General features: G+C 62.6%; 18 protein-coding genes, 2 tRNA genes and 1 pseudogene. 12 read left to right on the top strand and 9 right to left on the bottom strand.

Annotated elements, in window-relative coordinates; genetic code table 11:
* Positions 1–162 precede the first annotated feature (162 nt).
* On the top strand, positions 163–726 hold the full coding sequence (locus HGR_RS03900) for a molybdenum cofactor biosynthesis protein MoaE (RefSeq protein WP_006296783.1): 564 nt from the start codon (positions 163–165) through the stop codon (positions 724–726).
* 103 nt (positions 727–829) lie between these two features.
* Here HGR_RS03900 and HGR_RS03895 read toward each other — a convergent pair whose 3' ends face one another.
* A complete protein-coding gene (locus HGR_RS03895) occupies positions 830–2,041 on the bottom strand; it encodes a PQQ-dependent sugar dehydrogenase (protein WP_006296782.1) in 1,212 nt (403 codons plus the stop codon).
* Positions 2,042–2,144: 103 nt separating this feature from the next.
* Here HGR_RS03895 and clpB point away from each other — a divergent pair, with 103 nt between their 5' ends.
* Complete coding sequence (gene clpB / locus HGR_RS03890; RefSeq protein WP_006296781.1) at positions 2,145–4,769, top strand: ATP-dependent chaperone ClpB; 2,625 nt, start codon at positions 2,145–2,147, stop codon at positions 4,767–4,769.
* Between the two features lie 36 nt (positions 4,770–4,805).
* Here the strand turns inward: clpB and HGR_RS03885 are convergent, their stop codons facing one another.
* The gene (locus HGR_RS03885; protein ID WP_006296780.1) at positions 4,806–5,036 is read right to left on the bottom strand and encodes a hypothetical protein; all 231 of its coding nucleotides are present in this window, start codon (positions 5,034–5,036) and stop codon (positions 4,806–4,808) included.
* A 171-nt stretch (positions 5,037–5,207) separates the two neighbouring features.
* Here HGR_RS03885 and HGR_RS03880 point away from each other — a divergent pair, with 171 nt between their 5' ends.
* Complete coding sequence (locus HGR_RS03880; protein WP_006296779.1) at positions 5,208–6,140, top strand: histone deacetylase family protein; 933 nt, start codon at positions 5,208–5,210, stop codon at positions 6,138–6,140.
* Between the two features lie 122 nt (positions 6,141–6,262).
* Here HGR_RS03880 and HGR_RS03875 read toward each other — a convergent pair whose 3' ends face one another.
* Positions 6,263–6,655: an SWIB/MDM2 domain-containing protein gene (locus tag HGR_RS03875; RefSeq protein WP_006296778.1), complete on the bottom strand. Its 393-nt coding sequence runs from the start codon at positions 6,653–6,655 to the stop codon at positions 6,263–6,265.
* Positions 6,656–7,396: 741 nt separating this feature from the next.
* Between HGR_RS03875 and HGR_RS03870 the strand changes: the two genes are divergently transcribed.
* From HGR_RS03870 to HGR_RS03855, 4 genes are all read left to right on the top strand, one after another.
* Positions 7,397–8,503 (top strand): ketopantoate reductase family protein, encoded by a 1,107-nt coding sequence (locus tag HGR_RS03870; RefSeq protein WP_039852279.1) that lies wholly within the window; start codon positions 7,397–7,399, stop codon positions 8,501–8,503.
* 83 nt (positions 8,504–8,586) lie between these two features.
* Positions 8,587–8,663 (top strand) — tRNA-Pro (locus HGR_RS03865).
* 227 nt (positions 8,664–8,890) lie between these two features.
* Entirely contained in the window at positions 8,891–9,748 is an 858-nt protein-coding gene (locus HGR_RS03860) for an HDOD domain-containing protein (protein WP_039852273.1), read from the top strand.
* A gap of 74 nt (positions 9,749–9,822) precedes the next feature.
* Positions 9,823–9,899, top strand: a tRNA-Arg gene (locus HGR_RS03855).
* Between the two features lie 13 nt (positions 9,900–9,912).
* Here the strand turns inward: HGR_RS03855 and HGR_RS03850 are convergent.
* From HGR_RS03850 to HGR_RS03840, 3 genes are read right to left on the bottom strand one after another with little or no spacing between them, the layout of a single operon-like run.
* A complete protein-coding gene (locus HGR_RS03850) occupies positions 9,913–10,230 on the bottom strand; it encodes a YkgJ family cysteine cluster protein (protein WP_039852271.1) in 318 nt (105 codons plus the stop codon).
* A 28-nt stretch (positions 10,231–10,258) separates the two neighbouring features.
* Positions 10,259–11,215, bottom strand: coding sequence for an ornithine carbamoyltransferase (gene argF, locus HGR_RS03845; RefSeq protein ID WP_406564752.1), 957 nt, complete (start codon positions 11,213–11,215; stop codon positions 10,259–10,261).
* 8 nt (positions 11,216–11,223) lie between these two features.
* A complete protein-coding gene (locus HGR_RS03840) occupies positions 11,224–12,438 on the bottom strand; it encodes an aspartate aminotransferase family protein (protein ID WP_006296773.1) in 1,215 nt (404 codons plus the stop codon).
* Positions 12,439–12,590: 152 nt separating this feature from the next.
* Here HGR_RS03840 and HGR_RS03835 point away from each other — a divergent pair, with 152 nt between their 5' ends.
* Positions 12,591–12,911 carry a DUF3579 domain-containing protein gene (locus HGR_RS03835; RefSeq protein WP_006296772.1) on the top strand — a complete coding sequence of 107 codons (321 nt, stop codon included), beginning with the start codon at positions 12,591–12,593 and terminating at the stop codon, positions 12,909–12,911.
* Positions 12,912–13,063: 152 nt separating this feature from the next.
* On the opposite strand, the gene rpsT is transcribed toward HGR_RS03835, so the two are convergent.
* Together rpsT and HGR_RS03825 are read right to left on the bottom strand one after the other, a co-directional pair.
* On the bottom strand, positions 13,064–13,366 hold the full coding sequence (rpsT, locus tag HGR_RS03830; protein ID WP_006296771.1) for a 30S ribosomal protein S20: 303 nt from the start codon (positions 13,364–13,366) through the stop codon (positions 13,064–13,066).
* A 165-nt stretch (positions 13,367–13,531) separates the two neighbouring features.
* A complete protein-coding gene (locus HGR_RS03825) occupies positions 13,532–17,005 on the bottom strand; it encodes a transglutaminase family protein (RefSeq protein ID WP_006296770.1) in 3,474 nt (1,157 codons plus the stop codon).
* Between the two features lie 397 nt (positions 17,006–17,402).
* On the opposite strand from HGR_RS03825, the gene HGR_RS03820 reads away from it, so the two are divergent.
* From HGR_RS03820 to HGR_RS03805, 4 genes and pseudogenes are all read left to right on the top strand, one after another.
* Complete coding sequence (locus HGR_RS03820) at positions 17,403–18,854, top strand: circularly permuted type 2 ATP-grasp protein (protein WP_050797383.1); 1,452 nt, start codon at positions 17,403–17,405, stop codon at positions 18,852–18,854.
* A 23-nt stretch (positions 18,855–18,877) separates the two neighbouring features.
* Positions 18,878–19,849 carry an alpha-E domain-containing protein gene (locus HGR_RS03815; RefSeq protein WP_006296768.1) on the top strand — a complete coding sequence of 324 codons (972 nt, stop codon included), beginning with the start codon at positions 18,878–18,880 and terminating at the stop codon, positions 19,847–19,849.
* 189 nt (positions 19,850–20,038) lie between these two features.
* The gene (locus HGR_RS03810) at positions 20,039–21,778 is read left to right on the top strand and encodes a long-chain fatty acid--CoA ligase (protein ID WP_006296767.1); all 1,740 of its coding nucleotides are present in this window, start codon (positions 20,039–20,041) and stop codon (positions 21,776–21,778) included.
* Positions 21,779–21,946: 168 nt separating this feature from the next.
* Positions 21,947–22,723, top strand: a pseudogene (locus HGR_RS03805) (peptidase); the annotation flags it as partial.
* 44 nt (positions 22,724–22,767) lie between these two features.
* Here HGR_RS03805 and gcvH read toward each other — a convergent pair.
* On the bottom strand, positions 22,768–23,133 hold the full coding sequence (gcvH, locus tag HGR_RS03800; RefSeq protein WP_006296765.1) for a glycine cleavage system protein GcvH: 366 nt from the start codon (positions 23,131–23,133) through the stop codon (positions 22,768–22,770).
* Positions 23,134–23,262: the final 129 nt, after the last annotated feature.

The following is a 23,262-nucleotide window of genomic DNA, read 5'->3' as shown; positions in this document are numbered from 1 at the left end:
GCGCATCCGACGACGGAACCACAGCTCCGGTCAGATGGGCTGGGGTTTGGCTTTTTTGTCCACGCAAGCCGCGCGCAAGAGCCGGCCCGGGAGGGCGGCTTGCGCGATTGAGATGCAGGGCATGGACATGCGCGCCAGTATAGCGATGCCACAATCCGATCCATGACTGCAGCGCGTGTTTCCATCCAGACCAACGATTTCAACGTGGCCGCCGAAATCGCGGCCTTGCGCGCGCGGGATGCGCGTGTGGGCGCGGTGTGCAGCTTCATTGGGACCGTGCGCGACAGGAACAGTGCCCCCACGCTCGGCACTGGCGTGTCCTCGCTGCCCCCCGCGAGGGCTCTCGCGCCTTGGGGTGGCCCGGCGGCGCTCGGCGCGGGTATGGAGGGGGTCAGCGCGATGGAGCTGGAGCATTACCCTGGCATGACCGAGCAGGCCATCGAGGGCATGATCGACGAGGCCTTGCAGCGCTTTGACATCTACGCCGCCCGGGTGATCCACCGCGTGGGCCTGCTGCAGCCCCTGGACCAAATCGTGCTGGTGGCCGTCACCTCGGCGCACCGCGGGCAGAGTTTTCAGGCCTGTGAGTTCCTGATGGACTACCTCAAGACCCAGGCCCCGTTCTGGAAGAAAGAGACCACGCCGCAGGGCGCCCGCTGGGTGGATGCGCGCGTCAGCGACGACGAAGCGCTGGCGCGTTGGGGCATTTCGGCGCGCAATGCGTGATCGCATCGCGCGCAGCACGCAGCACGCAGCACGCAGCACGCAGTCATTGGAGCGAGCGCTTGTATCAGGCGGGCGGCTTGTGGGCCTATGCCGTCGCGGTGCTTCAGCGCTGTGGCAGCAGCCTCAGCAGCCGTCCTTGAGGATGGTCGGTCAACAGATAGATGAAACCGTCCGGTCCTTGCCGCACATCGCGCACACGCTGGCCGATGGCCTTGGGCTCGACCATCCTGCTTTCTCGGACCACCCGGCCCTGGGGATACGCCGCTGACGGGTGCTCCAGCTCCAACCGGGCCACGTAACCGAACTTGAGTGAACCGACCAGCAGCTGGCCTAACCAGTCCTGGCCGTAGCGCGTGCTGCTGACAAAGGCCATGCCCGAGGGGGCGATCGATGGCGTCCAGACATGCAGCGGTTGTTCGGTGCCGGGCTGCGTACTTTGGCCCGTGCCGACCGCGCTCATGTCGTAGTTGCGGCCGTGGCTGACCTGGGGCCAGCCGTAGTTGGCACCACGCTTTGGCAGGTTGATTTCGTCGCCCCCCATGGGGCCATGCTCCAGTTCCCACAGCATGCCGTCCGGCCCCACTAAGAGGCCCTGCGGGTTGCGGTGACCGTAGCTCCAGATCTCCGGCTGGGCTCCTGGCCGGTTCAGGAAGGGGTTGTCCGCGGGCACGCCACCGTCCTTGCGGATGCGCAGCACTTTGCCCAGGTGGTTGTCCAGTGCCTGCGCTTGATCGCGGTAACTGAAGCGTTCGCCCAAGGCCAGGAAGAGGGTTCCGTCCGGCACGCCTGCGCGCCGCCCCTCGGCGATTCTGCAGCCGTAGTGGTTGCCGCTGTCCACCTTGGGCACTTGCCGCAGCAACACGCGCAGGTCGAGCAGCCGCGACCCGTCGCGAGATAGCCGTGCACTGGCGAGTGCGGTGCCCGACAAAGCGGGCTCGCGCGAGTCTGGCTCGGCGTAACAGAAATAGAGGACGCGATTGCGGGGGAAATCGCTGTCCAGCATCAAGTCCAGCAGACCGCCTTGCCCCACGGCCTGCACGGCCGGCAGCCCCTGCACCGGAGGGCGCACGCGCCCGCCGGCTTCGATGAGGCGAAGGCTGCCGCCCCGTTCCGTGACGAGGTAGCGGGCACCTGAGGTGTCGCCTTCCGGGAGAAAGGCCAGCGCCCAGGGATGGGCCAGGCCCGTGGCGACGTCCTGCACCGTGATCGGCGTGAGGGGTGTCGGGGCCGTCGCCGCTGCGGGCAGGCAGAAGCCCCAGGCGGTCAGCAGGGACGCCAATGCAGGCCAGGGCAGGGCGCAAAAGAAGGCCATCATGTGAGTAAGTATGCGGCGCGCTGGCACGGCGCAAGGCGATCACCCTTGAAAATGCCGGGGTTCACCCCCATGCTGGGAAACAGACTTTCTGAGTGTTCCAACCATGCAATTCACCACCAAATTCCAGGAAGCCCTGGGCGAGGCGCAAAGCCTGGCGCTGGGCAAGGATCATGCTTACATTGAGCCGCTGCACGTGCTGGCCGCCATGCTGCGCCAGCAGGACGGGCCCAAAGCCTTGCTGCAACGCGCGGGCGTCAACACATCAGGCTTGTTGGCCGCTGCCGACGCCGGCATCGATAAGCTGCCCGAGGTGCAGGGCCAGCAACAGGTGCAGGTCGGGCGCGATCTGCACGCCCTCTTGCAGGCGGCCGAGAAAGAGGCGATCAAGCGCGGTGACCAGTACCTGGCCAGCGAACTCTTCCTGCTGGCCTTGGCCGACGTGAAGCCGGGCGACAAAGGGGACGTGGGGGGCATGGCCAAAGCCAACGGCCTGACGCGCAAGGCGCTGGAGGCGGCGATCGAGGCGGTGCGGGGTGGTGACAAGGTGGACAACCCCGACGCCGAAGGCCAGCGCGAGGCGCTCAAGAAATACACGCTGGACCTGACGGCGCGTGCCCGCCAGGGCAAGCTGGACCCGGTGATCGGCCGCGACGACGAGATCCGCCGTGCCATCCAAGTGCTGCAGCGCCGCAGCAAGAACAACCCCGTGTTGATCGGCGAGCCCGGCGTGGGCAAGACGGCCATCGTTGAAGGGCTGGCGCAGCGCATCGTCAATGGTGAAGTGCCTGAGAGTTTGCGCGACAAGCGCGTGCTGGTGCTCGACATGGCGGGCTTGCTGGCTGGCGCCAAATTCCGCGGCGAATTCGAGGAGCGGCTCAAGGCCGTGCTGAAGGAAGTGGCGCAGGACGAAGGCCGCATCATCCTTTTCATCGACGAAATCCACACCATGGTCGGCGCGGGCAAGGCTGAGGGCGCGATCGACGCCGGCAACATGCTCAAGCCCGCGCTCGCCCGCGGTGAGTTGCACTGCATCGGCGCCACCACCTTGGACGAGTACCGCAAGTACATCGAGAAGGATGCTGCGCTGGAACGCCGTTTCCAGAAGGTGCTGGTCGAAGAGCCCACGGTGGAACAGACCATCGCCATCCTGCGTGGCCTGCAGGAAAAGTACGAAGTCCACCACGGCGTGGACATCACTGACCCCGCCATCGTGGCGGCGGCGGAGTTGAGCCACCGCTATATCACCGACCGTTTCCTGCCCGACAAGGCCATTGACTTGATCGATGAAGCGGCGGCCAAGATCAAGATCGAGATCGACTCCAAGCCCGAAGTGATGGACAAGCTGGACCGTCGCATGATCCAGCTCAAGATCGAACGCGAGGCCATGAAGAAGGAAACCGACGAGGCTTCCCAGAAGCGCCTCGCTCTAATCGAGGAGGAAATCGGCAAGCTCCAGAAGGAGGCCGCCGACCTGGAGGAGATCTGGAAGCTGGAAAAAGCCCAGGCCCAGGGTGGTCAGCACCTGCGCGAGGAAATCGAGAAGCTCAAGGGCCAGATCGAGGAGCTGACGCGCAAGGGCGATTTCAACAGGGTGGCCGAACTACAGTACGGCAAGCTGCCCGAGTTGGAGAAGCGCCTCAACGAGGTGCAGGCCAGTGAGGCCGCGGGAGCCGGCGGTGGCTCAAAAACGCCGCGCCTCTTGCGCACCCTGGTCGGCGCGGAAGAGATCGCCGAGGTGGTCAGCCGCGCCACCGGAATCCCCGTGGCCAAGATGATGCAGGGCGAGAAGGACAAGCTGCTGCGCATGGAAGACAAGTTGCACGAGCGTGTGGTGGGGCAGGAGGAAGCCATTGCGGCCGTGGCCAACGCGATCCGTCGCTCTCGTTCTGGCTTGTCCGACCCGAACCGTCCTACCGGCTCATTCTTGTTTCTCGGCCCCACGGGCGTGGGCAAGACCGAGCTTTGCAAGGCGCTGGCGGGTTTCCTCTTCGACAGCGTGGACCATCTCGTGCGCATCGATATGAGCGAGTTCATGGAAAAGCACTCCGTGGCCCGCCTGATCGGCGCGCCGCCCGGGTATGTCGGTTACGAGGAGGGCGGTTATCTGACCGAGGCCGTGCGTCGCAAGCCCTACAGCGTGGTGTTGCTCGACGAGGTGGAGAAGGCTCACCCGGACGTTTTCAACGTGCTGCTGCAGGTGCTGGACGATGGCCGCCTGACCGATGGCCAGGGGCGGACCGTGGACTTCAAGAACACGGTGATCGTGATGACCAGCAACATCGGCTCGCAATTGATCCAGAACATGGCGGGCCGTTCCTACGATGACGTGAAAGATGCTGTCTGGGGCGAGTTGAAGAACTACTTCCGTCCAGAGTTCCTGAACCGCGTGGACGAGACCGTGGTGTTCCATGGTCTCGATGCGGCCAACATCGCCAGCATCGCGAAGATCCAGCTACAGGCCCTGCAAGACCGCCTGGTCAAGATGGAGTTGTCATTGCATGTGTCCGACAAGGCTTTGGCCGAGCTCGCCAAGGTGGGTTTCGACCCGGTCTTTGGCGCGCGCCCCCTGAAGCGAGCGATTCAGCAGCGCATCGAAAACCCTCTGTCCAAGATGCTGCTGGAAGGCAAGTTCGGACCCAAGGATGCCATCACCGTGGATGTGGACCCGATCCAGGCGCCGGGTCAGTTTGCGTTCGAGAAGGCGGAGCGATCAGGTCTGACAGGTTGACCAAGCTGCCCACTGGCGGGTCGATCTGCCCATGGTCTAGGATTTCACGGTCTTTTCGACCGCTGCCTTGGCTTCGGCCAGGTTCGCGAAAAAACGGACAGACTGGGGCGTGGCTTTGGGCAGGTGGGCCGGTGCAGGCCACACCCGTCCGTCAAGCCAGCTCGCTGACCAGCCGCCTATGTCCTTGCCCTTCAGGGTGCAAACGGGGGTGTCGTTGACATGGGCGGTCCAGGTCAAGGGAGATTCTTTCCAGATGATTTCAGCCATGGCGCCCTCGCGGTATCAGCGTTGTGGGGGAACAGTGTAACGGGTGTGTAACACGCGGCCATTCTAGGAGCAGGTTCTGGAACGCTCAAGGGCAGTCCTGGCATTGAATCCGTGTAAAACATTGGTTGGATATAACCGGCTCAATAAGGAGCAACAAGGAGACTTCCCGCCATGTCCACGCTGATCTATACCCACGCTGCCTGTCTGGAGCACCGCCCCGGCCCCCATCACCCAGAATCGCCGGAACGCCTTGAGGCCGTGCTGGCGGCTCTGAAGACGCCTGAGTTCTCGGGGGCTGTCTGGCGTGATGCCCCCTTGGGCAACTATGACCAAGTCCTGCTCGTGCACACCCCTGAGTACGTGCGGGAGGTGCAGGATTTGTCACCCAAGCAGGGCTACCAGTTGCTCGACGGTGGCGACACCATCATGTCTCCTGGCACGCTGGAAGCCGTCATGCGCTGCGTTGGCGCGGCGTGCGCGGGCGTGGATGACGTGGTCAGCGGTGTTGCCAGTAACGTCTTTTGCGCGACCCGCCCATGTGGCCACCATGCCGAGGCGGGACATGCCATGGGTTTTTGCGTCTTCAACCAAGCGGCGATCGCGGCTTTGCATGCCAGGGCAGCCCACGGCATCCGCCGTGTGGCGGTGGTGGATTTCGACGTGCACCACGGTAATGGCACTCAGAACACCTTCTACGACGACCCTGAGTTGTTCTACGGCTCCTGCCACCAATCGAATTTCTATCCCGGCACCGGCTTGAGACATGAGACTGGTGTGGCGGACAACATCGTCAACGTTCCCTTTGCACGAGGCACTGGTTCCGCGGCTTTTCGTGCCGCCATGTCAGACCATTTGCTGCCTGCCTTGCGCGAATTCGCCCCCGAATTGCTGATCATTTCCGCGGGTTTTGATGCGCACGAGTTGGACCCTCTGGGCGGACTGCAGTTCACGGACGAGGACTACCTCTGGATCACGCACGAGCTGATGCGTGTGGCAGATGAAACGGCGGCTGGGCGTGTGGTTTCCGTATTGGAAGGTGGCTACAGCCTGGAGGGGTTGGCCGGTGGCACCGCAGCACATGTCCGCGCCTTGTTGGCGCACTGACTGCACGCATAAGAATTCGCGCTCAGGCGAGTGCTTGCGCAGAAAAAAAGCCGCTGCGCAGTGCAGCGGCTTTTCATGGGCCTGATATCACGCTCGAAACAGGCCCGAGCTGTCGTGACGACTCAGCTCAGGTGCTTGCCGATCAGCGAAGCCAGTTCGAACATGGTGATCTGCGCCTTGCCGAACACCGTCTTGAGCTTGTCGTCGGCGTTGATGTTGCGCTTGTTCACCTTGTCTTGCAGGCCATTTTTCTTGATGTAGGCCCACAGCTTGCTGACGACTTCGGTGCGCGGAAGCGGCGTGCTGCCCACGACGGCTGCCAGCGCGGGGCTGGGCGTCAGGGCCTTCATGAAGGCAGCATTCGGCGTGCGCTTTTTGGCAGGCGCTTTTTTCGCTGCCGCCTTCTTGGCGGGCGCGGCCTTCTTCGCGGGGGCCTTCTTGGCCGGTGCAGCCTTCTTCGCCGGAACTTTCTTTGCAGCGGCTTTTTTCGCCGGAGCTTTCTTTGCAGTTGCCATGATTGAGATTCCTCTTCTAGAAGTTAGGTGAGTGCCAGAGCTCAAAATTGTCTTTGGCGTTGGCACCGTGGATGCTATCGGAGAAAAAACCTGTCTCCAAGCGAAAGCTGCGTTTTTTCCCTCGGAAATGTTGTTTTTCCATGGTGGATTTCCCTCTGAAAAATGACTCGCGGCGCGTAAGGCATACATCCTCCATGTGGTCGATGAGACGGCGCGTTCTTGAGTCGTCCTGACTGAGCGCAAGTCATGGGCATCGCGTGTGGTCAGCGTCACGCTTGAGGCGCCATGGTGTGTGCTGTCTCTTCCTGCTTAGATCTCAGCACCAGGCACTATCGGTGCTGCGCGTTCCTGGTCGAAGTCGTCGAACGTCCAATGGTTCAACCCAGGCCCAGACTTGAAAGTGCGGAGCCTGACAGCGCGAACGCCGCTGCTGAGCCTGTCGCAGGGTTGCGGCGAGCGATTTCACGCATACCGATTTGCTTTCTCAATACGAAATCACCTTAGGGCTGGACCGAGGATTCCATTTGAATATGAGATATTCCTTTTCATATGGAGGAATATTTTTTGTAAATCATTGATTTAAAACATCTATTTACTTTTCTGCTCTTGTGGTGGTGGCTATCGATTTTGAGAGCTTCGTTTTACGATGGGGTCAATGCCTACGCTGCAGTGCACAAAAATCAGAAGAGTGCTGTCGGCTGAGCGACCGGTTCTTAAGTAAACAGAAAGGTAGTGTTCGACATGAAAAAGCAATTCAAGGTGCTCATATTGGGAGCTTCCTATGGCTCCTTGCTCGGCAGCAAGCTCTTGATGGCAGGGCACAGCGTCACCCTGGTTTGCCGCCAAGAGACCGCGGATTTGATCAACCGTGAAGGCACTCGCGTTCGCATGCCGGTCAAAGGGCGCGAGGGTTTGGTGGAAATTGACTCTCGTGATTTGCCCCCCACGGCAGGCCGGCTTGACGCCATGCCGCCCCAATCCGTTCAGGTCACGCAATATGATCTGGTGTGCCTTGCCATGCAAGAGCCGCAATACAGCGCGTCAGGGGTGCGAGAGCTGATGCAAGCGGTGGCCCGCGCCAAGCTGCCTTGCCTGTCGATCATGAACATGCCGCCGCTGCCCTACCTGGCGCGCATTCCTGGATTGGATGCCAAGGCTCTGCGTGCCTGCTACCACGACCCTGCTGTGTGGGAACAGTTTGAGCCGGGTCTCATGACCCTGTGCAGTCCCGATCCCCAGGCTTTTCGTCCGCCGGAAGAGCGTCCCAACGTGCTCCAGGTGGGCTTGCCGACCAACTTCAAAGTGGCGCGGTTTGAGGACCTTTCGCACACCGCGATGTTGACGCAGATGGAACAAGACATCGCGGATGCCCGTCTTGACGTGAGTGGTGAGCGCTTGGATCTTCCCGTCAAACTCAAGGTGCATGATTCCATCTTCGTACCGCTTGCGAAGTGGGCCATGCTGCTCACTGGCAACTACCGGTGCATCGGTGCGCAGGGCATGCGTTCGATCAAGGAAGCCGTGCACGGAGACATCATGCAGTCTCGCGCCGTGTACGAATGGGTATGCCAGCTGTGCCGCCAACTTGGCGCTCTGCCCGAAGATCTGGTTCCCTTTGATAAATATGCGGCTGCGGGCACTGGCTTGCTGAAGCCTTCATCTGCCGCGCGTGCCTTGGCGGCGGGAGCCACAGACATTGAACGCATCGACCTGTTGGTGAAGCTGGTGGCTGAGCAGCAGAATCTGCAATCGGAATCTGTGTGTGAAACGGTGCGCTTGGTCAATGGATGGCTGGAGCGCAATCGAAAGGCGAGGGCTGCACAGGCGACGGAGGCTGAAGCCGCGTAACTTCTGGGACTGGCGCACTCCGATCAACGATTGCTTGAGTGGTGCCGAAGAGGCCTGGATCTCAGGCTATAATTCGTGCTCTTCGGTGTGTGGCGCAGCCTGGTAGCGCACTTGCATGGGGTGCAAGGGGTCGAAGGTTCGAATCCTTTCACACCGACCACAGTTCAACTGAACGCCACTGATGCCCAGGCATCAGTGGCGTTTTTATTGGTTCCTCTCGCGTGCTGGTGTGTTGCGTGTACAACTCAGCGGACTCGTTCTCATGGTCGGCGGGAAGCATGTTTCAGCATGTAATGCCTCGGACTGGTGAAGGGCCTGGCGCTACGATGGGACGTTTGCCAATGCGCGGGTCTGTCCGCTTAGAGATTTTCCCAATCCAATTCGTTCATGGATCTGAAGCAACTTGTTCACGACCCCGGGGCATTTCCTAGCATCCCGCGCGTGATCGCGCTGGTGATGAACGAGCTAGGGCGCCCAGACCCTGACTTGCGCAGGATCAGTGCTCGCTTGAAGGAAGACCCGGTGATGACCGCCCGATTGCTGGCCATCGCCAACTCGTCTCGCTTCAATTTGAGCCGTGGCGTGAGTAGCCTGGGTGAGGCGTTGCCCTTGTTTGGTCTGAGCGAATTGCGTGAGATGGTCCATGCCGCAGCCGTCGCCAGCGCCTTGAGGCAGGTCGGGGGCGTCAATATGACTCAGTTCTGGCGCTACAGCCTCAACACGGCCAAGCTCGCGCGCAAGCTGGCCATGGTGACTCCTTATGCGGCCACTGCGTTCACCGCGGGGCTGGTTCATGCTGCGGGGGAATTGATCATGCATCGCGCCTTGCCGCGACAAATGGCCGAGCTCGACGCCACGGTGCCGGTGTTCGATTTGCGCCGCGCTGCGGAGGAGAAGAAGCTCCTCGGCTACTCCTACGCGGAAGTCGGTGGCGCGTTTGCCCGTTCCTGGAAGTTGCCCAGTCCGCTGGTCGATGTGCTGGAGCATCACGTGGAACCTTCGATCGGATTGGCTGGCCCGGGGCACAAAGGGGAGTCGGCGGCCTCGCAGTCCGCTGTGCTGACGGCCATGGTGCACCTGGCTGCATGGCGTGCCCGCGCGCAAGAAGCCAACTTGAACTTCAGCGAACTTTTGGCCAGCTTCCCCCAAGGCGTCGCGTCCGCCTTGCATCTGGATAGCCAGCAGGTTTTGGATGCCAAGGCCATCGACTGGACATCTCAGCAGGAAGTGCTGAGCTATTTGTGATTCAAGGCTGACTTGCGCGGAGTCTGTCAGGCTTCGCGTGCCGCATCGCCGGTATGATCGCGCCTTCGTGATGACTGCCCGTAGCTCAGTTGGATAGAGCAACAGCCTTCTAAGCTGTGGGTCGGGGGTTCGATTCCCTCCGGGCAGGCCACCTTGGTGCGGGGCTAGCCCAGGTCGGTAGTCAGCGGTGGCAGTCCGTGCCGGGACCGGGCGCGGTTGCAGGCTTCACTGCCTTCCTCGAACTCGCGGCACGGCGACGGGCGCCATTCGTAAATGCCGCAGGCGACCTGAGTGCCCAGCTTGCCCGTCAAGGCCGCGCAGCGGATCGGCACGTGGTCGGTGCCTCGCATGCGCGCCGTGTTGCCATTGACTTCGACCGCCAGTCCGTCCGGCACTGAACCACCGGCACTCTCCAGTTCGTAGGCGGAGAAATCCACTCGAAAGTAGCAGCAGCAGGCGCCGCAGCTTGTACAGGCAGTCATGGATTACGACGGCTCTTGCGACTTGATTTCAAGTCAAGCGGCCCAGGAGCAGGTACTCCATGAGCGCTTTCTGCACATGCATCCGGTTCTCGGCTTCGTCCCAAACCACCGACTGCGGCCCATCGATGACATCGGCCGAGACTTCCTCGCCCCGATGGGCAGGCAGGCAGTGCATGAAAAGGGCGTCGGACTTGGCAGCCTTCATCATCCGGCTATCCACGCACCAGTCTGCGAAGGCCTTACGGCGCGCTTCATTCTCGGCCTCGTAACCCATGCTGGTCCAGACATCGGTGGTGACCAAGTCGGCGCCCACGCAAGCCTGAAGCGGGTCCTTGAAGACCTTGTAGCAGTCGCTTCGGACATGGGCGATGGCTGGGTCAATTTCGTAGCCGCTCGGTGTGCTCACGTGCACGGTGAAGCCCAGCAGGTCGGCGGCCTGCAGCCAGGTGTTGGCCATGTTGTTGCCGTCACCCACCCAAGCCACGACCTTGCCTTTCAGGCAGCCTGGGTCCAGTCTGCCGTCCGCACCCACGCCACGGTACTCAAGGTAGGTGAACAAGTCTGCGAGGATCTGGCATGGGTGGTATTCGTTGGTCAGGCCATTGATCACGGGCACGCGCGAGTGCGCCGCGAAGCGCTCGATCTTGTCCTGGCCAAAGGTGCGGATCATCACGAGGTCCACCATGCGGCTGATCACGCGCGCACTGTCTTCGATGGGTTCGGCCCGGCCCAACTGGCTATCGCCCGTGGTCAGGTGGACCACGCTGCCGCCGAGCTGGTACATGCCCGCCTCGAAGCTCACGCGCGTGCGCGTGGAGGCCTTTTCGAAGATCATCGCCAGCGTGCGGTCAGGGTCGGCGAAGGGGTGGTATTTCTCGAAAGCCTTGAACTTGGCCTTGATGAAGCGCGAGCGCTCGAAGAGGTAGGCGTACTCCTCCGCGTTGAAGTCGCTGAACTGCAGGTAGTGCTTGAGTTTCTGAGACATGGCGGCGTTCATTCTTGTTCTGCGAGGAAGGCGCGCACCAAGGGCAGCAGGCGCGCCAGCAACTCGTCAACCTCTGCCTGGCTGATGATGAGCGGTGGCAGCAGGCGGACCACGCTGTCGGCCGTCACGCTGATCAGCAAGCCCGCTTCGGCCGCACGGGCGATCAACGTACCGCAGGGCTTTGCGAGCTCCATTCCGATCATCAAGCCTTGGCCACGCACCTCCTTCACGCCTGGGTGCGTGCCCAGCTCGGCGCGCAGGCGTCCCATCAGGTAGTCGCCCATCCTGGCGGCGTTCTCCAACAAGCCGTCTTCTTCCATGATGCGCAGGGTCTCAAGGCCCGCGCGCATGGCCAGTGGGTTGCCGCCGAAGGTGCTGCCGTGGTTGCCGGGTTGCAGCACTTCCGAGGCTTTCGGGCCCGTGACGATGGCCCCAATGGGAACGCCAGAAGCCAAACCCTTGGCCAGCGCCATCACATCCGGCACGATGCCCGCCCACTGGTGGGCGAACCATTTGCCAGTACGGCCCATGCCGCTTTGCACCTCGTCGATGCACAGCAGCCAGTCCCGTTCCGTGCACAGCGCGCGCACGGCGCGCAGGTATTCGTTGCGCATGGCGTTGATGCCGCCTTCGCCCTGGATGGTTTCGAAGAACACGGCGACCACGTCGGGATTGCCTTCGGTCGCCCGCTTCAGCGCCTCGATGTCATTGAGGGGCACGCGGATGAAGCCCGGTACCATGGGCTCGAAGCCCTTTTGCAGTTTGGTGTTGCCGGTGGCGCTCAGGGTGGCGATCGAACGGCCGTGAAAGGCGCGTTCGTAGACCACGATTTGCGGGTTGCTGATGCCTTTGTCATGCCCGAACTTGCGGGCCAGCTTGAGCACTGCCTCGTTCGCCTCGAGGCCGCTGTTGCAGAAAAAGGCCTTGCTCATGCCCGAAAGTTCGGCCAATCGAGCCGCCAGTTGTTCCTGGCCCGGCACGTGGTAATAGTTAGAGGTGTGGATCAGCTTGGATATCTGGTCCTGAAGGGCTGGCACGAGGCGCGGGTGGTTGTGGCCCAGGGTGTTCACAGCGATGCCCGCCAGGGCGTCCAGGTACTCCTTGCCGTTGACATCCCAGACGCGGCAGCCGTGGCCGTGCGACAACGCGATCGGCACGCGGCCGTAGGTGTTCATCACGTGGGGCGAGCTGGGCGCGGCGGGCAGGGCGGCAGGGTGGTTCATGGGGCGCGATTCGAAGAGGAAAACAAAGCGGCCCAAGCGCTTGCGGCGGCTTGGGCCGACTGGAAAACCGTGCGCGCATTTTAGGGCCTGGGTGGTGTCATGATGGGGTGTCGCATTGCCTCAAGTCTTATATAAGATAGAATACTTGCGTCATGGTTTCCACCGCCGTCAAAGAAGTCCACATCCTCGGGCTGACCCGCTCAGGCAAGACTTTTCGTCCCAGTGACTGGGCCGAGCGCCTGGCGGGGGTGATGAGCCAGTTCTGCCCGGGTGTCGCGACGCGGGGCGGTCATTGGGCCTACTCGCCGTGGTGTGTGCCCAGTACGACGGCGGATGGCGTGAAATGCGTCATCGTCAACCGTGAGTTGCGCGAGGTCGAGCCCAAGGCCTGGGACTTCTGCGTCAATTTCGCGAAGGACAACGATCTGCAGATGATCGAGCTGGACGCGCAGGGCAAGCCGATCGTGGGCTGAAGGTTTTCCGTCGATTCGAAACGCCCAAACAAAAACGCCGCTGGTTTTCCAGCGGCGTTTTGCTCTGTGGACAGCGCACCCGTTTCAAACGGCGGAGCAGCGAAGTTGCCGCTCCGGGCTTGCCTGATGGTTCACCATCAGGCGGCGACGGTTCAAGCGGCGGCTGCGCCGAGTGCCTTGACCTTGGCGGACAGGCGGCTCTTGTCGCGAGCGGCCTTGTTCTTGTGAAAGATCTGCTTGTCAGCCACGGAGTCCACCACGGCTTGCATCTTGGCAAACAGTTCGGTGGCCTTGGCCTTGTCACCCGTCAGAACGGCTTTTTCAACGTTCTTGACGGCAGTACGGTATTTGGAGCGCAGGGACGTGTTGGCGGCATTGAGCTTGACGTCCTGACGTGCGCGTTTGCGGCCCGACGCGAGGCGCGGGTTCTTTTTCTTCGGCTTTCCAGAGGCCATGAGAAGTTTCCTTTGTGTCTGTGGATGTTGTCAGCAGAGCCCGCAATTATAGCCGGGCGCGGTTGGTTCCCGCAGGCGCACCACACGCCGGCTCCTGCGGCCGGACGGGGTGCGCCTTGGCCCGCGGCAACTTGGGGTCGGCGAGGGCTGCCGTCCCCCAGGCCTTCAATTCCGCAGATCCAGGGTGTAAGGAAACTCCCGGCTGCCTGGGATAGCCTGGGTGGCAGGTGGAACCGGCAGTGGTTCGTGCGTGTGGCGGGTGAGGGAAAAACGCGCCAGGCGACGGCTCTCAGCCTCGTAGGCATTGATCGGGAAGGTGATGTAGTTGCGCCCTCCTGGATGCGCCACGTGGTACTGGCAGCCGCCCAGGCTACGCTGCATCCAGGTGTCCACCAGATCGAACACCAGCGGCGCGTGCACGCCGATCGTGGGGTGCAGGCTGGATGGCGGGTTCCAGGCCTTGTAGCGCACCCCCGCAACGTACTCGCCCACGGTTCCCGTGGGCTGCAAGGGCAGGGGCCGGCCGTTGACCGTGACCGTGTGGCGGCTGGGGTTGAGACCAGTCACTCGGACTTCGATGCGCTCCAACGAGGAATCCACATAGCGCACGGTACCGCCGGCGGCGCCTTCCTCGCCCATCACATGCCAGGGCTCGAGGGCGTTGCGCAGCGTCAGGTTCATGCCCAGCATCTGCAGTTCACCGGCGAGCGGAAAGCGGAACTCGAAATGCGGGGCGAACCACGCGTCCTCGAAGGCGAAACCGGCTTGTCGCATCTCTTGCAAGACGTCGGCAAAGTCCATCTTGACGAAGGTAGGCAACAGGAATCGATCATGCAACTCCGTGCCCCAACGCGTGGCGGGTGCCTGGTAGGGCTGCTGCCAGAAGCGTGCGACCAGGGCGCGCAACAGCAACTGCTGCGCGATGCTCATGCGCGCGTGGGGTGGCATCTCAAACGCGCGCAGTTCCAGCAGGCCCAGGCGGCCGGTGGGGCCATCCGGCGAGTACATCTTGTCGATGCAGAACTCGCTACGGTGGGTGTTGCCCGTCACGTCGATCAGGATGTTGCGCAGTGTGCGGTCCAGCAGCCAGGGCGGCATGTCCTGCCCGTACTTCTGGCGGTTCACCTGGATCTCGCGCAGCGCGATCTCCAGCTCGTACAGCTGGTCGTTGCGAGCCTCGTCCACCCGCGGCGCCTGGCTGGTCGGGCCGATGAAGAGGCCGCTGAACAAGTAGCTCAGCGATGGGTGGTTGTGCCAGTAGAGCAGCAGGCTGGCCAGCAGTTCCGGTCGGCGCAAGAAGGGACTGTCGGCGGGCGTGGCTCCGCCAAGCACGAAGTGGTTGCCTCCGCCAGTGCCGGTGTGGCGACCATCGGTCATGAACTTTTCGGCGCACAGGTGCGTTTCGAAGGCCGCTTGGTAAAGGAACTCGGTGCGTTGAACCAGCTCCTTCCAGTTGTGCGAAGGGTGGATGTTGACCTCGATCACACCGGGGTCAGGCGTGACCTGCAGCATCTTGAGTCGGGCGTCGCGCGGTGGCGGGTAGCCTTCGAGCACGATCTTGAAGCCCAGTTCGGCGGCCGTCGCCTCGATTGCGGACAGCAGGTCCAGATAGTCTTCCAGTCGCGCCAGGGGCGGCATGAAGACATAGAGGAGGCCGCTCTTGCCGCCATGTTCTCGTTCTGCCTTTGGACCGTTGGCGCGCATGGGGTCGCGCGCCTCCACGCACAGCGCGGTCCGCGTGATCCAGTGCGCGGATTCGAAACGCTGGGGGTGGCGTTGAGACGCCGCCGCATGCTGCACCGTACCGGGGTTCATGCCAGTGGGGCTGGCGGTCTGGGATTCGCCTCCCCAGTCACCGTTGCCATTGCCACTCAGTTTGCGGGCTGTGTACTGCGCCCGGATGGCCGCAGCGCGCTGCAGCGGTGGGCGCGGGTCATAGGGGTCTTGTTGGATGACCCACGGATAGTCGCCCTCACCGACCCAGGGCAGGGAGTCCAAAGGCAGGCGATACCCCATGGCCGAGTCGCCCGGCATGAGGTACATGCGCTCGTCCCTGAAGAACCAGGGGCCAGTGCTCCAGCGGGAGCCTCCCAGCGTAGGCCCCGCACCCGCCTGCAAGGGCAGCGCGTAGCCCACGACAGCATCCAATTTCTGGCTGAAGACCCGCCGCAGGCGCTGGCGTTCCAGTTCGTCGTCCAGTCGGGCATCGAAGGGGTCCACATTGACCGGCAGGCGTCGCTCGCGCCACAGGTAGTACCACGTGTCCTCGTAGCCAGGCTGGATGTACCGTGTGTTCAGCCCCAACTTGCTGGCCAGCGTGTGGGTGAATAGGCGGGCGTCTTCACTGCCGTATTGGCCTGGTGATCGCTCGTCGGCGAACAAGTCCGGGTCGTGCCAGATGGGTTCGCCATCAGCCCGCCAGCAAATGGACAAAGCCCAACGTGGCAACTGCTCGCCCGGGTACCACTTGCCTTGCCCGAAATGAAGAAAACCACCTCGCCCATATTCGGTGCGCAATTTGTGCACCAACTCGGTGGCGTAGCCACGTTTGGTGGGGCCTAGTGCATCGGTGTTCCATTCAGGTGCATCGCGATCGCTGGTGGCGACAAAAGTGGGTTCGCCGCCCATGGTCAGGCGCACATCGCCCGCCTGCAACTGGCTTTCCACCTGCTCTCCCAGGGCCATGATGGCGGCCCATTGCGCATCGCTGTAGGGCTTGGTCACGCGCGGCGATTCGTGGATGCGCGTCACCTCCATGTGGTGTGAAAACTCGACTTCTGCCTCGTCCCCGTCACTCTCGGGGCCCGCCACCGAAAACATGCCCTCAATGGGCGCGGCACCGGACGGTTGCGGAGTGCAGGCCAGCGGAACGTGGCCCTCGCCCGCCATCAGGCCGCTGGTGGGGTCCAGGCCGATCCAACCCGCGCCGGGCAGGTAGACCTCGCACCAGGCATGCAGGTCCGTGAAGTCGACGGTGGTGCCACTGGGGCCATCGATGGCTTTCACGTCTGGCGTCAGTTGGATCAGGTAACCCGAGACAAAACGTGCCGCCAAGCCGCAATGCCTCAGCAGGTTGACCAGCAGCCAGCCAGAATCGCGGCAGGAACCGCTGGCCTTGCGCAACGTTTCTTCTGGGGTTTGCACGCCAGGTTCCAGCCTGATGAGGTACTGGATGTCGGTTTGCAGCCGCTGGTTGAGCGCGACCAGGAAATCCACCGTGCGGCGTTTCTGGCGATCAATGCCCTCCAGGTACTGCTTGAGCAGCGGCGTGAGTGGCGCTGCCACCAAGTAAGGCGCCAGTTCCTCACTCAAGGCGGGGTTGTAGCTGAAGGGGAAATGCTCCGCCTCTGGCTCAAGGAAGAAGTCGAAGGGGTTGTACACCGCCATCTCGACCACCAGATCGATCGCGACCTTGAATTCGCGGGTCTTGTCAGGAAACACCAGCCGCGCCTGGTAGTTGGCGAAGGGGTCTTGCTGCCAATTGATGAAATGCTGGGCCGGTTCAACCCGCAGCGAGTACGAGATGATCTTGCTGCGGCAATGGGGCGCAGGTCTCAGCCGCACGGTCTGCGGACCCAGTTGTACCGGACGGTCGTACTTGTAGTGGGTGACGTGCTGGAGTGCGGCGTGGATGGACATGGCGCGATGGGGACGGGCTGGGTGGAGGCGTGGTGGTGAGCCGTGCGTTGCGGCAGATGACGGAGAGTGATGTGTTCAACCCCGGTGCGGTTTGAACAGCTTATAGCAAGAGCTGAGCCAAGGGAGCATGGATGTGAGGGCGGCGCATCCGTGGCCCCTATTTGGGGGTAGGCCCGGAATTTGCTGGTACGCTTGTGTTCAGGTCACGCACAAGTCTTTGCAGCCAAGTGAAGTGCAGACCGCTGGCGAGGCACCGCCTCGTCAACGTCTGGAACCCCTTACCGTAAGCTGAGACGAGGGCATGACCGGAAGATCGGAAAGACCCAGAGCAAGGCTAGGCCGCATGTTGAAGTTTGACGAGATGTACCTGGAGTCCGGCGCGTTGGCTGCCGGCCTGATGAAGCAGGGTGGCGCCTCGGGCGCGCAGTTCATGACGCAAGGCACTGCCAGCGACATTCGATCTCATTACCGGGCTTACGCGCAATGGCTGGCGGCGCAGAGTGCCGACGCCATGAAAGCCCGGCGCGAAGAGGCCGAGATGATTTTCCGCCGCGTGGGCATCACCTTCGCGGTCTATGGCGACAAGGACGAAGACGGATCCGGGACCGAGCGCCTGATTCCCTTTGATTTGATTCCCCGCATCATTCCCGCCGCGGAGTGGGGCGGCATGGAGCGTGGCTTGGCGCAGCGCGTGACGGCGCTCAACCGCTTCATCCACGATGTCTACCACGACCAGGAAATCCTGCGCGCCGGCGTGATCCCGGCCGAGCAAATCCTGCACAACGCGCAGTACCGTCCCCAGATGATGGGTGTGCACGTGCCCAACGACATCTACTCTCACATCAGCGGCGTCGATATCGTGCGTGCGCCAGATGCCGATGGCGTGGGACAGTACTACGTGCTGGAAGACAACCTGCGCGTTCCCAGCGGTGTCAGCTACATGATCGAAGACCGCAAGATGATGATGCGGCTCTTCCCCGAGTTGTTCAACGCACACCGCGTCGCGCCGGTCGAACACTATCCCGACCTGTTGCTCGAGACCTTGCGCGCGTCGGCTCCCGACACCACGGGCGAGCCCACCGTGGTCGTGCTCACGCCCGGCATGTACAACAGCGCCTATTTCGAGCACGCTTTCCTGGCCCAGCAAATGGGTGTGGAACTGGTTCAGGGGCAGGATCTGTTCGTGCGCGACGGTTTTGTCTACATGCGCACCACGCGCGGTCCCAAGCGCGTCGACGTGATTTACCGACGGCTTGACGATGACTTCCTGGACCCGCACGTGTTCCGCGCCGATTCGACCCTGGGCTGCGCCGGCTTGATGGAGGCCTACTGCGCCGGTCACGTGACCCTTTGCAACGCTGTTGGCACGGGAGTGGCGGACGACAAGTCCATCTACCCCTACGTGCCCGCGATGATCGAGTTCTACCTTGGCGAGAAACCCATCCTCAACAACGTGCCCACCTACATGTGTCGCAAGCCCGAGGATCTGAAATACGTGCTGGCCAACCTGAAAGACCTGGTGGTCAAGGAGGTGCATGGCGCGGGCGGCTACGGCATGCTGGTCGGGCCGGCCTCGACCCGCCAGCAGATCGAGGATTTCGCCCGCGTGCTCAAGGAAAAACCGGGCAACTACATCGCGCAGCCCACGTTGTCCCTGTCGACCTGCCCGACCTTTGTTGAAAGCGGCATCGCGCCACGTCACATCGACTTGCGGCCCTTCGTGCTGACGGGCAAGACCGTGCAGATGGTCGCGGGGGGGCTGACCCGCGTGGCGCTCAAGGAAGGTTCCCTGGTGGTCAATTCGTCGCAGGGCGGGGGCACCAAGGATTCCTGGGTACTGGAAGTTTGACGTCGGCTTGAGGAGAAGTTTGAATGCTGTCGCGTACCGCCGACCATCTGTTTTGGATGAACCGCTACACGGAACGGGCCGAAAACACCGCCCGCATGTTGAGCGTCAACCATGAAACTGCCATGCTGCCCCAGTCCGCCGCCGTGGCCTTGCTGGGCTGGCAGAGCCTGCTGTCCATCAGCGAACTGTTGCCCGCCTACACCGCGCGCCATGGCGAGGTGACGCCACGCGACGTGATGGCCTTCATGGTCAGCGACGAAAACAACCCGTCGTCCATCCTGTCTTGCCTGCGCGCGGCCCGCGAAAACGCGCGCGCCGTGCGCGGCAGCCTGACCACCGAGGTCTGGGAAACGCAGAACCAAACCTGGCTGGAGTTCAAGCGCATGCTGCGCCTCGGGGATCTGGAACGCGACCCCGCACGCCTGCTGGAATGGGTCAAGCACCGCTCGCACCTGTCCCGAGGGGTCACCCAGGGCACCATGCTGGTGGACGAAGCGCTGCACTTCATGCGTCTGGGCACGTTTCTCGAACGCGCCGACAACACGGCGCGGTTGGTGGACGTGAAGTTCCATGCGGTGCAGAGCGAGTTTTTTGGCAACGCCGACGAAAAGGACCGCGCCTACGATTTCTACCATTGGAGCGCCATCCTTCGCAGCGTGTCGGCCTTCGAGATCTACCGCAAGGTCTACCGTGACGTGATCCGCCCCGAGCGGGTGGCCGAGCTCTTGATCCTGCGCGCCGACATGCCGCGTTCATTGCACGCCAGCATGGCCGAGGTGGTGAAGAACCTCGGCCTCGTGGCGGGCGAAAGCGCGACGGAGGGCATCGCCGAAACCCGTCACCTGGCGGGCAAGCTGCTGGCGGAGTTGCAGTACGAGCGCATCGACGACATCCTGGCCACCGGCTTGCATGCTTTCTTGACCAAGTTCCTGGAGCGGGTCAACGACATCGGCGCGCGCATCAGCCGCGATTTCCTGGTGCCCGAGCTCGCCTAAGGCTTGGCACTTTCGGGGCGGTAGTCCGCGCCAGTCGTCTTTTGCTCCGGTCTGTCTCCCAGGTGACGCGTTCACCTTGGGGATAGCCTGGATGACCGCGCGGGCTTTGGCGCTTTCCCGGATGCGCGGCGCTCACCGGCGCGGCTAGTCTGGTTGCTTGGTAGTTTGCCGCACCAGGAGTTCCTTGTCATGTCCGCGCAGAATCCTTCCTCGCCGTCCCCGGTTTCGGACAGGCGTCCCCACCACGCTCACTGGCCCAAGCGCCTGCCGCACGCGATCACGCCCCCGCAAACGTCGCTCTGGATGAATCTGGCCATCAGCGCGCAACGCTATCCCGACAAGCCGGCATTGGCGTTTCTTGGGGAAGTGATGTCGTATGCGGAACTGGCTCGCCAAGCGGAACACATGGCTGCCTTCTTGCACAGCCTGGGGGTGGAGCAGGGAGACCGTGTGATCCTGGACATGCAGAACTCGCCGCAACTGGTCGTCGCGCATTTCGCCATCCTGCGCGCGAATGCGGTCGTGGTGCCGGTCAATCCCATGAACCGGTTCGAGGAGTTGAAGCACTACATCACCGATCCGGACGTCAAGGTCGCCATCACCACGGGCGATCTCGCGCCGGAATTGGCCCGTGCCAGCAATGCACTGCCAGCGCCCAAGCGTTTGCTGCACTTGATCGTGACGCAATTCACCGACGCCTTCGATCCTGACGCGGCAGGCGATGATGCGCCGCCCGAGGCCTGGTCGTCGTGGCTGCAGACTCGCCATCCCTTGCCCGCGCTCGAGGGCGGGCAAGTTCATGACTGGAGCGAGGTCCTGCTCAACGCGCATGTTTTGCCCGGGGTCATTGCGGGGGCGGATGATCTGGCGGCCTTGCCCTACACGAGTGGGACCACCGGCTTGCCCAAGGGATGCATGCACACCCATGCCAGCCTGATGCACAACGCAGTCGCTGGCAGCCTCTGGAGCGGGGCCTCGATGGAGACGGTGGTGCTGGCCGTCGTGCCCATGTTCCACATCACCGGCATGGTCAGCATGATGCACGCCGCCATCTACAGCGGCGCCACCCTGGTCATCATGCCGCGCTGGGACAGGGAGCTCGCCGGGCGGCTGATCTCCAAATGGCGGGTCACAAGCTGGACCAATATTCCCACCATGGTGATCGATCTGATGGCCAGTCCCAACTTCGCACGCTTTGATCTTTCCAGCTTGGCCTACATCGGCGGCGGCGGCGCGGCCATGCCGCAGGCCGTGGCGCAGCGTCTGTTCGAGCAGTTCAACCTGCGCTACGCCGAGGGGTACGGACTCACCGAGACCGCGGCCCCCTCGCACAGCAATCCGCCTGATCGACCGAAGCAGCAATGCCTGGGCATTCCCTTCATGGGTTGCGACGCGCGTGTGGTGGATCCCGGGACTCTGCGGGAGCTGCCGCCAGGCGAGCAGGGTGAAATCGTCGTGCACGGTCCCATGGTGTTCCAAGGTTATTGGAAACGGCCGGACGCCACCCGGGAGGCCTTCTTTGAGCTCGATGGCAAGCGGTTCTTCCGCACCGGTGACCTGGGGCGCGTGGATGAAGAAGGTTATTTCTTCATCACCGATCGCCTCAAACGCATGATCAACGCCAGCGGCTTCAAGGTCTGGCCGGCGGAGGTGGAGGCCCTGATGTTCAGGCACCCCGCCATCCAGGAAGCCTGCGTGATCGCCGCCAAGGACAACTATCGAGGAGAGACTGTCAAGGCGGTGGTGGTTCTGCGCCCTGGGCAGGTTGGTGTGGTGAGCGAAGAAGACATCATGGCCTGGTGCCGCGAGAACATGGCGGTCTACAAGGCGCCGCGCATCGTGCAGTTCGTCGAGGCATTGCCCAAGAGTGGCAGTGGCAAGGTCATGTGGCGAGCTTTGCAGGAAGCGGAGACGGTCGCCATCGCGTGAGTGACGGCCGGCGGCGGCTGGTTCGGGAAGGTTGCGGTGACCGCTGGGGTATCCACCCAGGCTTGAGGTCAGCGACCTGGCCGGATGCGCGCAGGCCGCTAAGATGGTGAACCCTTGACTTCATCTTGCTGGGGCAACGCGGCAGCGCGGTGCCACGGCCACCTCACCATGACCTACTGCACGGCGGTCCGCATTGATGCGGGCCTGGTTTTTCTGTCGGACTCACGCACCAACGCGGGGGTGGACCAGATCAGCACTTTCCGCAAGATGCATGTTTACGAAGTGCCGGGCGAGCGGGTGATGGTCTTGCTGTCCTCGGGCAATCTCTCGCTCAGTCAGGCCGTGGCCAGCAGTTTGCGCGTGCAGATGAAGCAAGCGACGCAGCCGCGGCGGGTCGAAAATCCAGCGGACTCGGCCGAGCAACAGGCGATGATGGACGAGGGGCGCAATCTGGCGACGGCGACCAATATGTTCTCGGCCGCGCGCATCGTCGGCGAAACGGTGCGTCGTGTGCACGCCCGCGAAGCCGCCGCGCTCAAGGAGTACGGCATCGACTTCAACATCAACCTGATCTTCGGTGGTCAAATTCGTGGCGAGCCGCCACGACTGTTCAACATTTACGCCGCAGGCAACTTCATCGAGGCCACGCCCGAGACGCCTTACTTCCAGATCGGGGAGTCCAAGTACGGCAAACCCATCATGGACCGCGTGGTTGACGGCGACCTGTCCTTGGACGAAGCGGCAAAGTGTTGCCTGATTTCGATGGACTCGACCATGAAGTCCAATCTGTCTGTGGGGCTGCCCCTGGACCTGCTGTGCTACCAGACCGACAGCCTGAGGGTCACGCGCCAAGCCCTGATCGATGCCAAGGACCCGTACTTTGCCTCGCTGCGCGAGCGTTGGGGCGCGCAATTGCGCAAAGTCTTCAGCGAATTGCCCGATCCGGCTTATTGGGACTGAGCCAAGGGGCGCCCGCCGACCAGCCTCACTCAGGTCATCAAGCTGCTCGCGTAGCTGTCCTCGTCCATCAAGGAATCAAGTTCGACCCGACTAGACAGTCGAATCTTGTAGAACCAACCTGCATCCAGGGGCGAACCATTGGCGAGAGCCGGGTCCTCCCGCAGGGCCTCGTTCACCTCGGTCACCGTGCCGCTGACCGGGCTGTACACGTCGGCGGCGGCCTTGACGGACTCCACCACGCCAGCCACGTCCCCGGCCGCCAGCGCGCGGCCCACCGCGGGCAGCTCGACGAACACGATGTCACCCAGGGTGTCTTGCGCGTGGACGGTGATGCCCACCACGCCGATGTCGCCCTCGACGCGCACCCACACATGTTCTTCGCTGAATCGGATCATGACGTCCTCTTGGTGATTGAACGAGCCGCATCTTAATGCGCGTTGTCGTTGGGCCCATGAAAAAACCGGCCGAGGCCGGTTTTTTTGTCGCATGGCGCGCGCTGCGCGCCGTGGTGATCAGTAGCGGGT

The organism is Hylemonella gracilis ATCC 19624, from assembly GCF_000211835.1.
Lineage (GTDB): Bacteria > Pseudomonadota > Gammaproteobacteria > Burkholderiales > Burkholderiaceae_C > Hylemonella > Hylemonella gracilis.
Note: the sequence above shows the minus strand (reverse complement) of the source record. Positions and strands in the feature narration are given on the sequence as shown.

What these genes read in the sequence shown, in the direction of transcription:
- HGR_RS03900 (WP_006296783.1), top strand. Translation starts at nt 163, where the DNA reads ATGACTGCAGCGCGTGTTTCCATCCAGACCAACGATTTCAACGTGGCC.
- HGR_RS03895 (WP_006296782.1), bottom strand. Translation starts at nt 2,041, where the DNA reads ATGATGGCCTTCTTTTGCGCCCTGCCCTGGCCTGCATTGGCGTCCCTG.
- clpB (WP_006296781.1), top strand. Translation starts at nt 2,145, where the DNA reads ATGCAATTCACCACCAAATTCCAGGAAGCCCTGGGCGAGGCGCAAAGC.
- HGR_RS03885 (WP_006296780.1), bottom strand. Translation starts at nt 5,036, where the DNA reads ATGGCTGAAATCATCTGGAAAGAATCTCCCTTGACCTGGACCGCCCAT.
- HGR_RS03880 (WP_006296779.1), top strand. Translation starts at nt 5,208, where the DNA reads ATGTCCACGCTGATCTATACCCACGCTGCCTGTCTGGAGCACCGCCCC.
- HGR_RS03875 (WP_006296778.1), bottom strand. Translation starts at nt 6,655, where the DNA reads ATGGCAACTGCAAAGAAAGCTCCGGCGAAAAAAGCCGCTGCAAAGAAA.
- HGR_RS03870 (WP_039852279.1), top strand. Translation starts at nt 7,397, where the DNA reads ATGAAAAAGCAATTCAAGGTGCTCATATTGGGAGCTTCCTATGGCTCC.
- HGR_RS03860 (WP_039852273.1), top strand. Translation starts at nt 8,891, where the DNA reads ATGGATCTGAAGCAACTTGTTCACGACCCCGGGGCATTTCCTAGCATC.
- HGR_RS03850 (WP_039852271.1), bottom strand. Translation starts at nt 10,230, where the DNA reads ATGACTGCCTGTACAAGCTGCGGCGCCTGCTGCTGCTACTTTCGAGTG.
- argF (WP_406564752.1), bottom strand. Translation starts at nt 11,215, where the DNA reads ATGTCTCAGAAACTCAAGCACTACCTGCAGTTCAGCGACTTCAACGCG.
- HGR_RS03840 (WP_006296773.1), bottom strand. Translation starts at nt 12,438, where the DNA reads ATGAACCACCCTGCCGCCCTGCCCGCCGCGCCCAGCTCGCCCCACGTG.
- HGR_RS03835 (WP_006296772.1), top strand. Translation starts at nt 12,591, where the DNA reads ATGGTTTCCACCGCCGTCAAAGAAGTCCACATCCTCGGGCTGACCCGC.
- rpsT (WP_006296771.1), bottom strand. Translation starts at nt 13,366, where the DNA reads ATGGCCTCTGGAAAGCCGAAGAAAAAGAACCCGCGCCTCGCGTCGGGC.
- HGR_RS03825 (WP_006296770.1), bottom strand. Translation starts at nt 17,005, where the DNA reads ATGTCCATCCACGCCGCACTCCAGCACGTCACCCACTACAAGTACGAC.
- HGR_RS03820 (WP_050797383.1), top strand. Translation starts at nt 17,403, where the DNA reads ATGAAGCAGGGTGGCGCCTCGGGCGCGCAGTTCATGACGCAAGGCACT.
- HGR_RS03815 (WP_006296768.1), top strand. Translation starts at nt 18,878, where the DNA reads ATGCTGTCGCGTACCGCCGACCATCTGTTTTGGATGAACCGCTACACG.
- HGR_RS03810 (WP_006296767.1), top strand. Translation starts at nt 20,039, where the DNA reads ATGTCCGCGCAGAATCCTTCCTCGCCGTCCCCGGTTTCGGACAGGCGT.
- gcvH (WP_006296765.1), bottom strand. Translation starts at nt 23,133, where the DNA reads ATGATCCGATTCAGCGAAGAACATGTGTGGGTGCGCGTCGAGGGCGAC.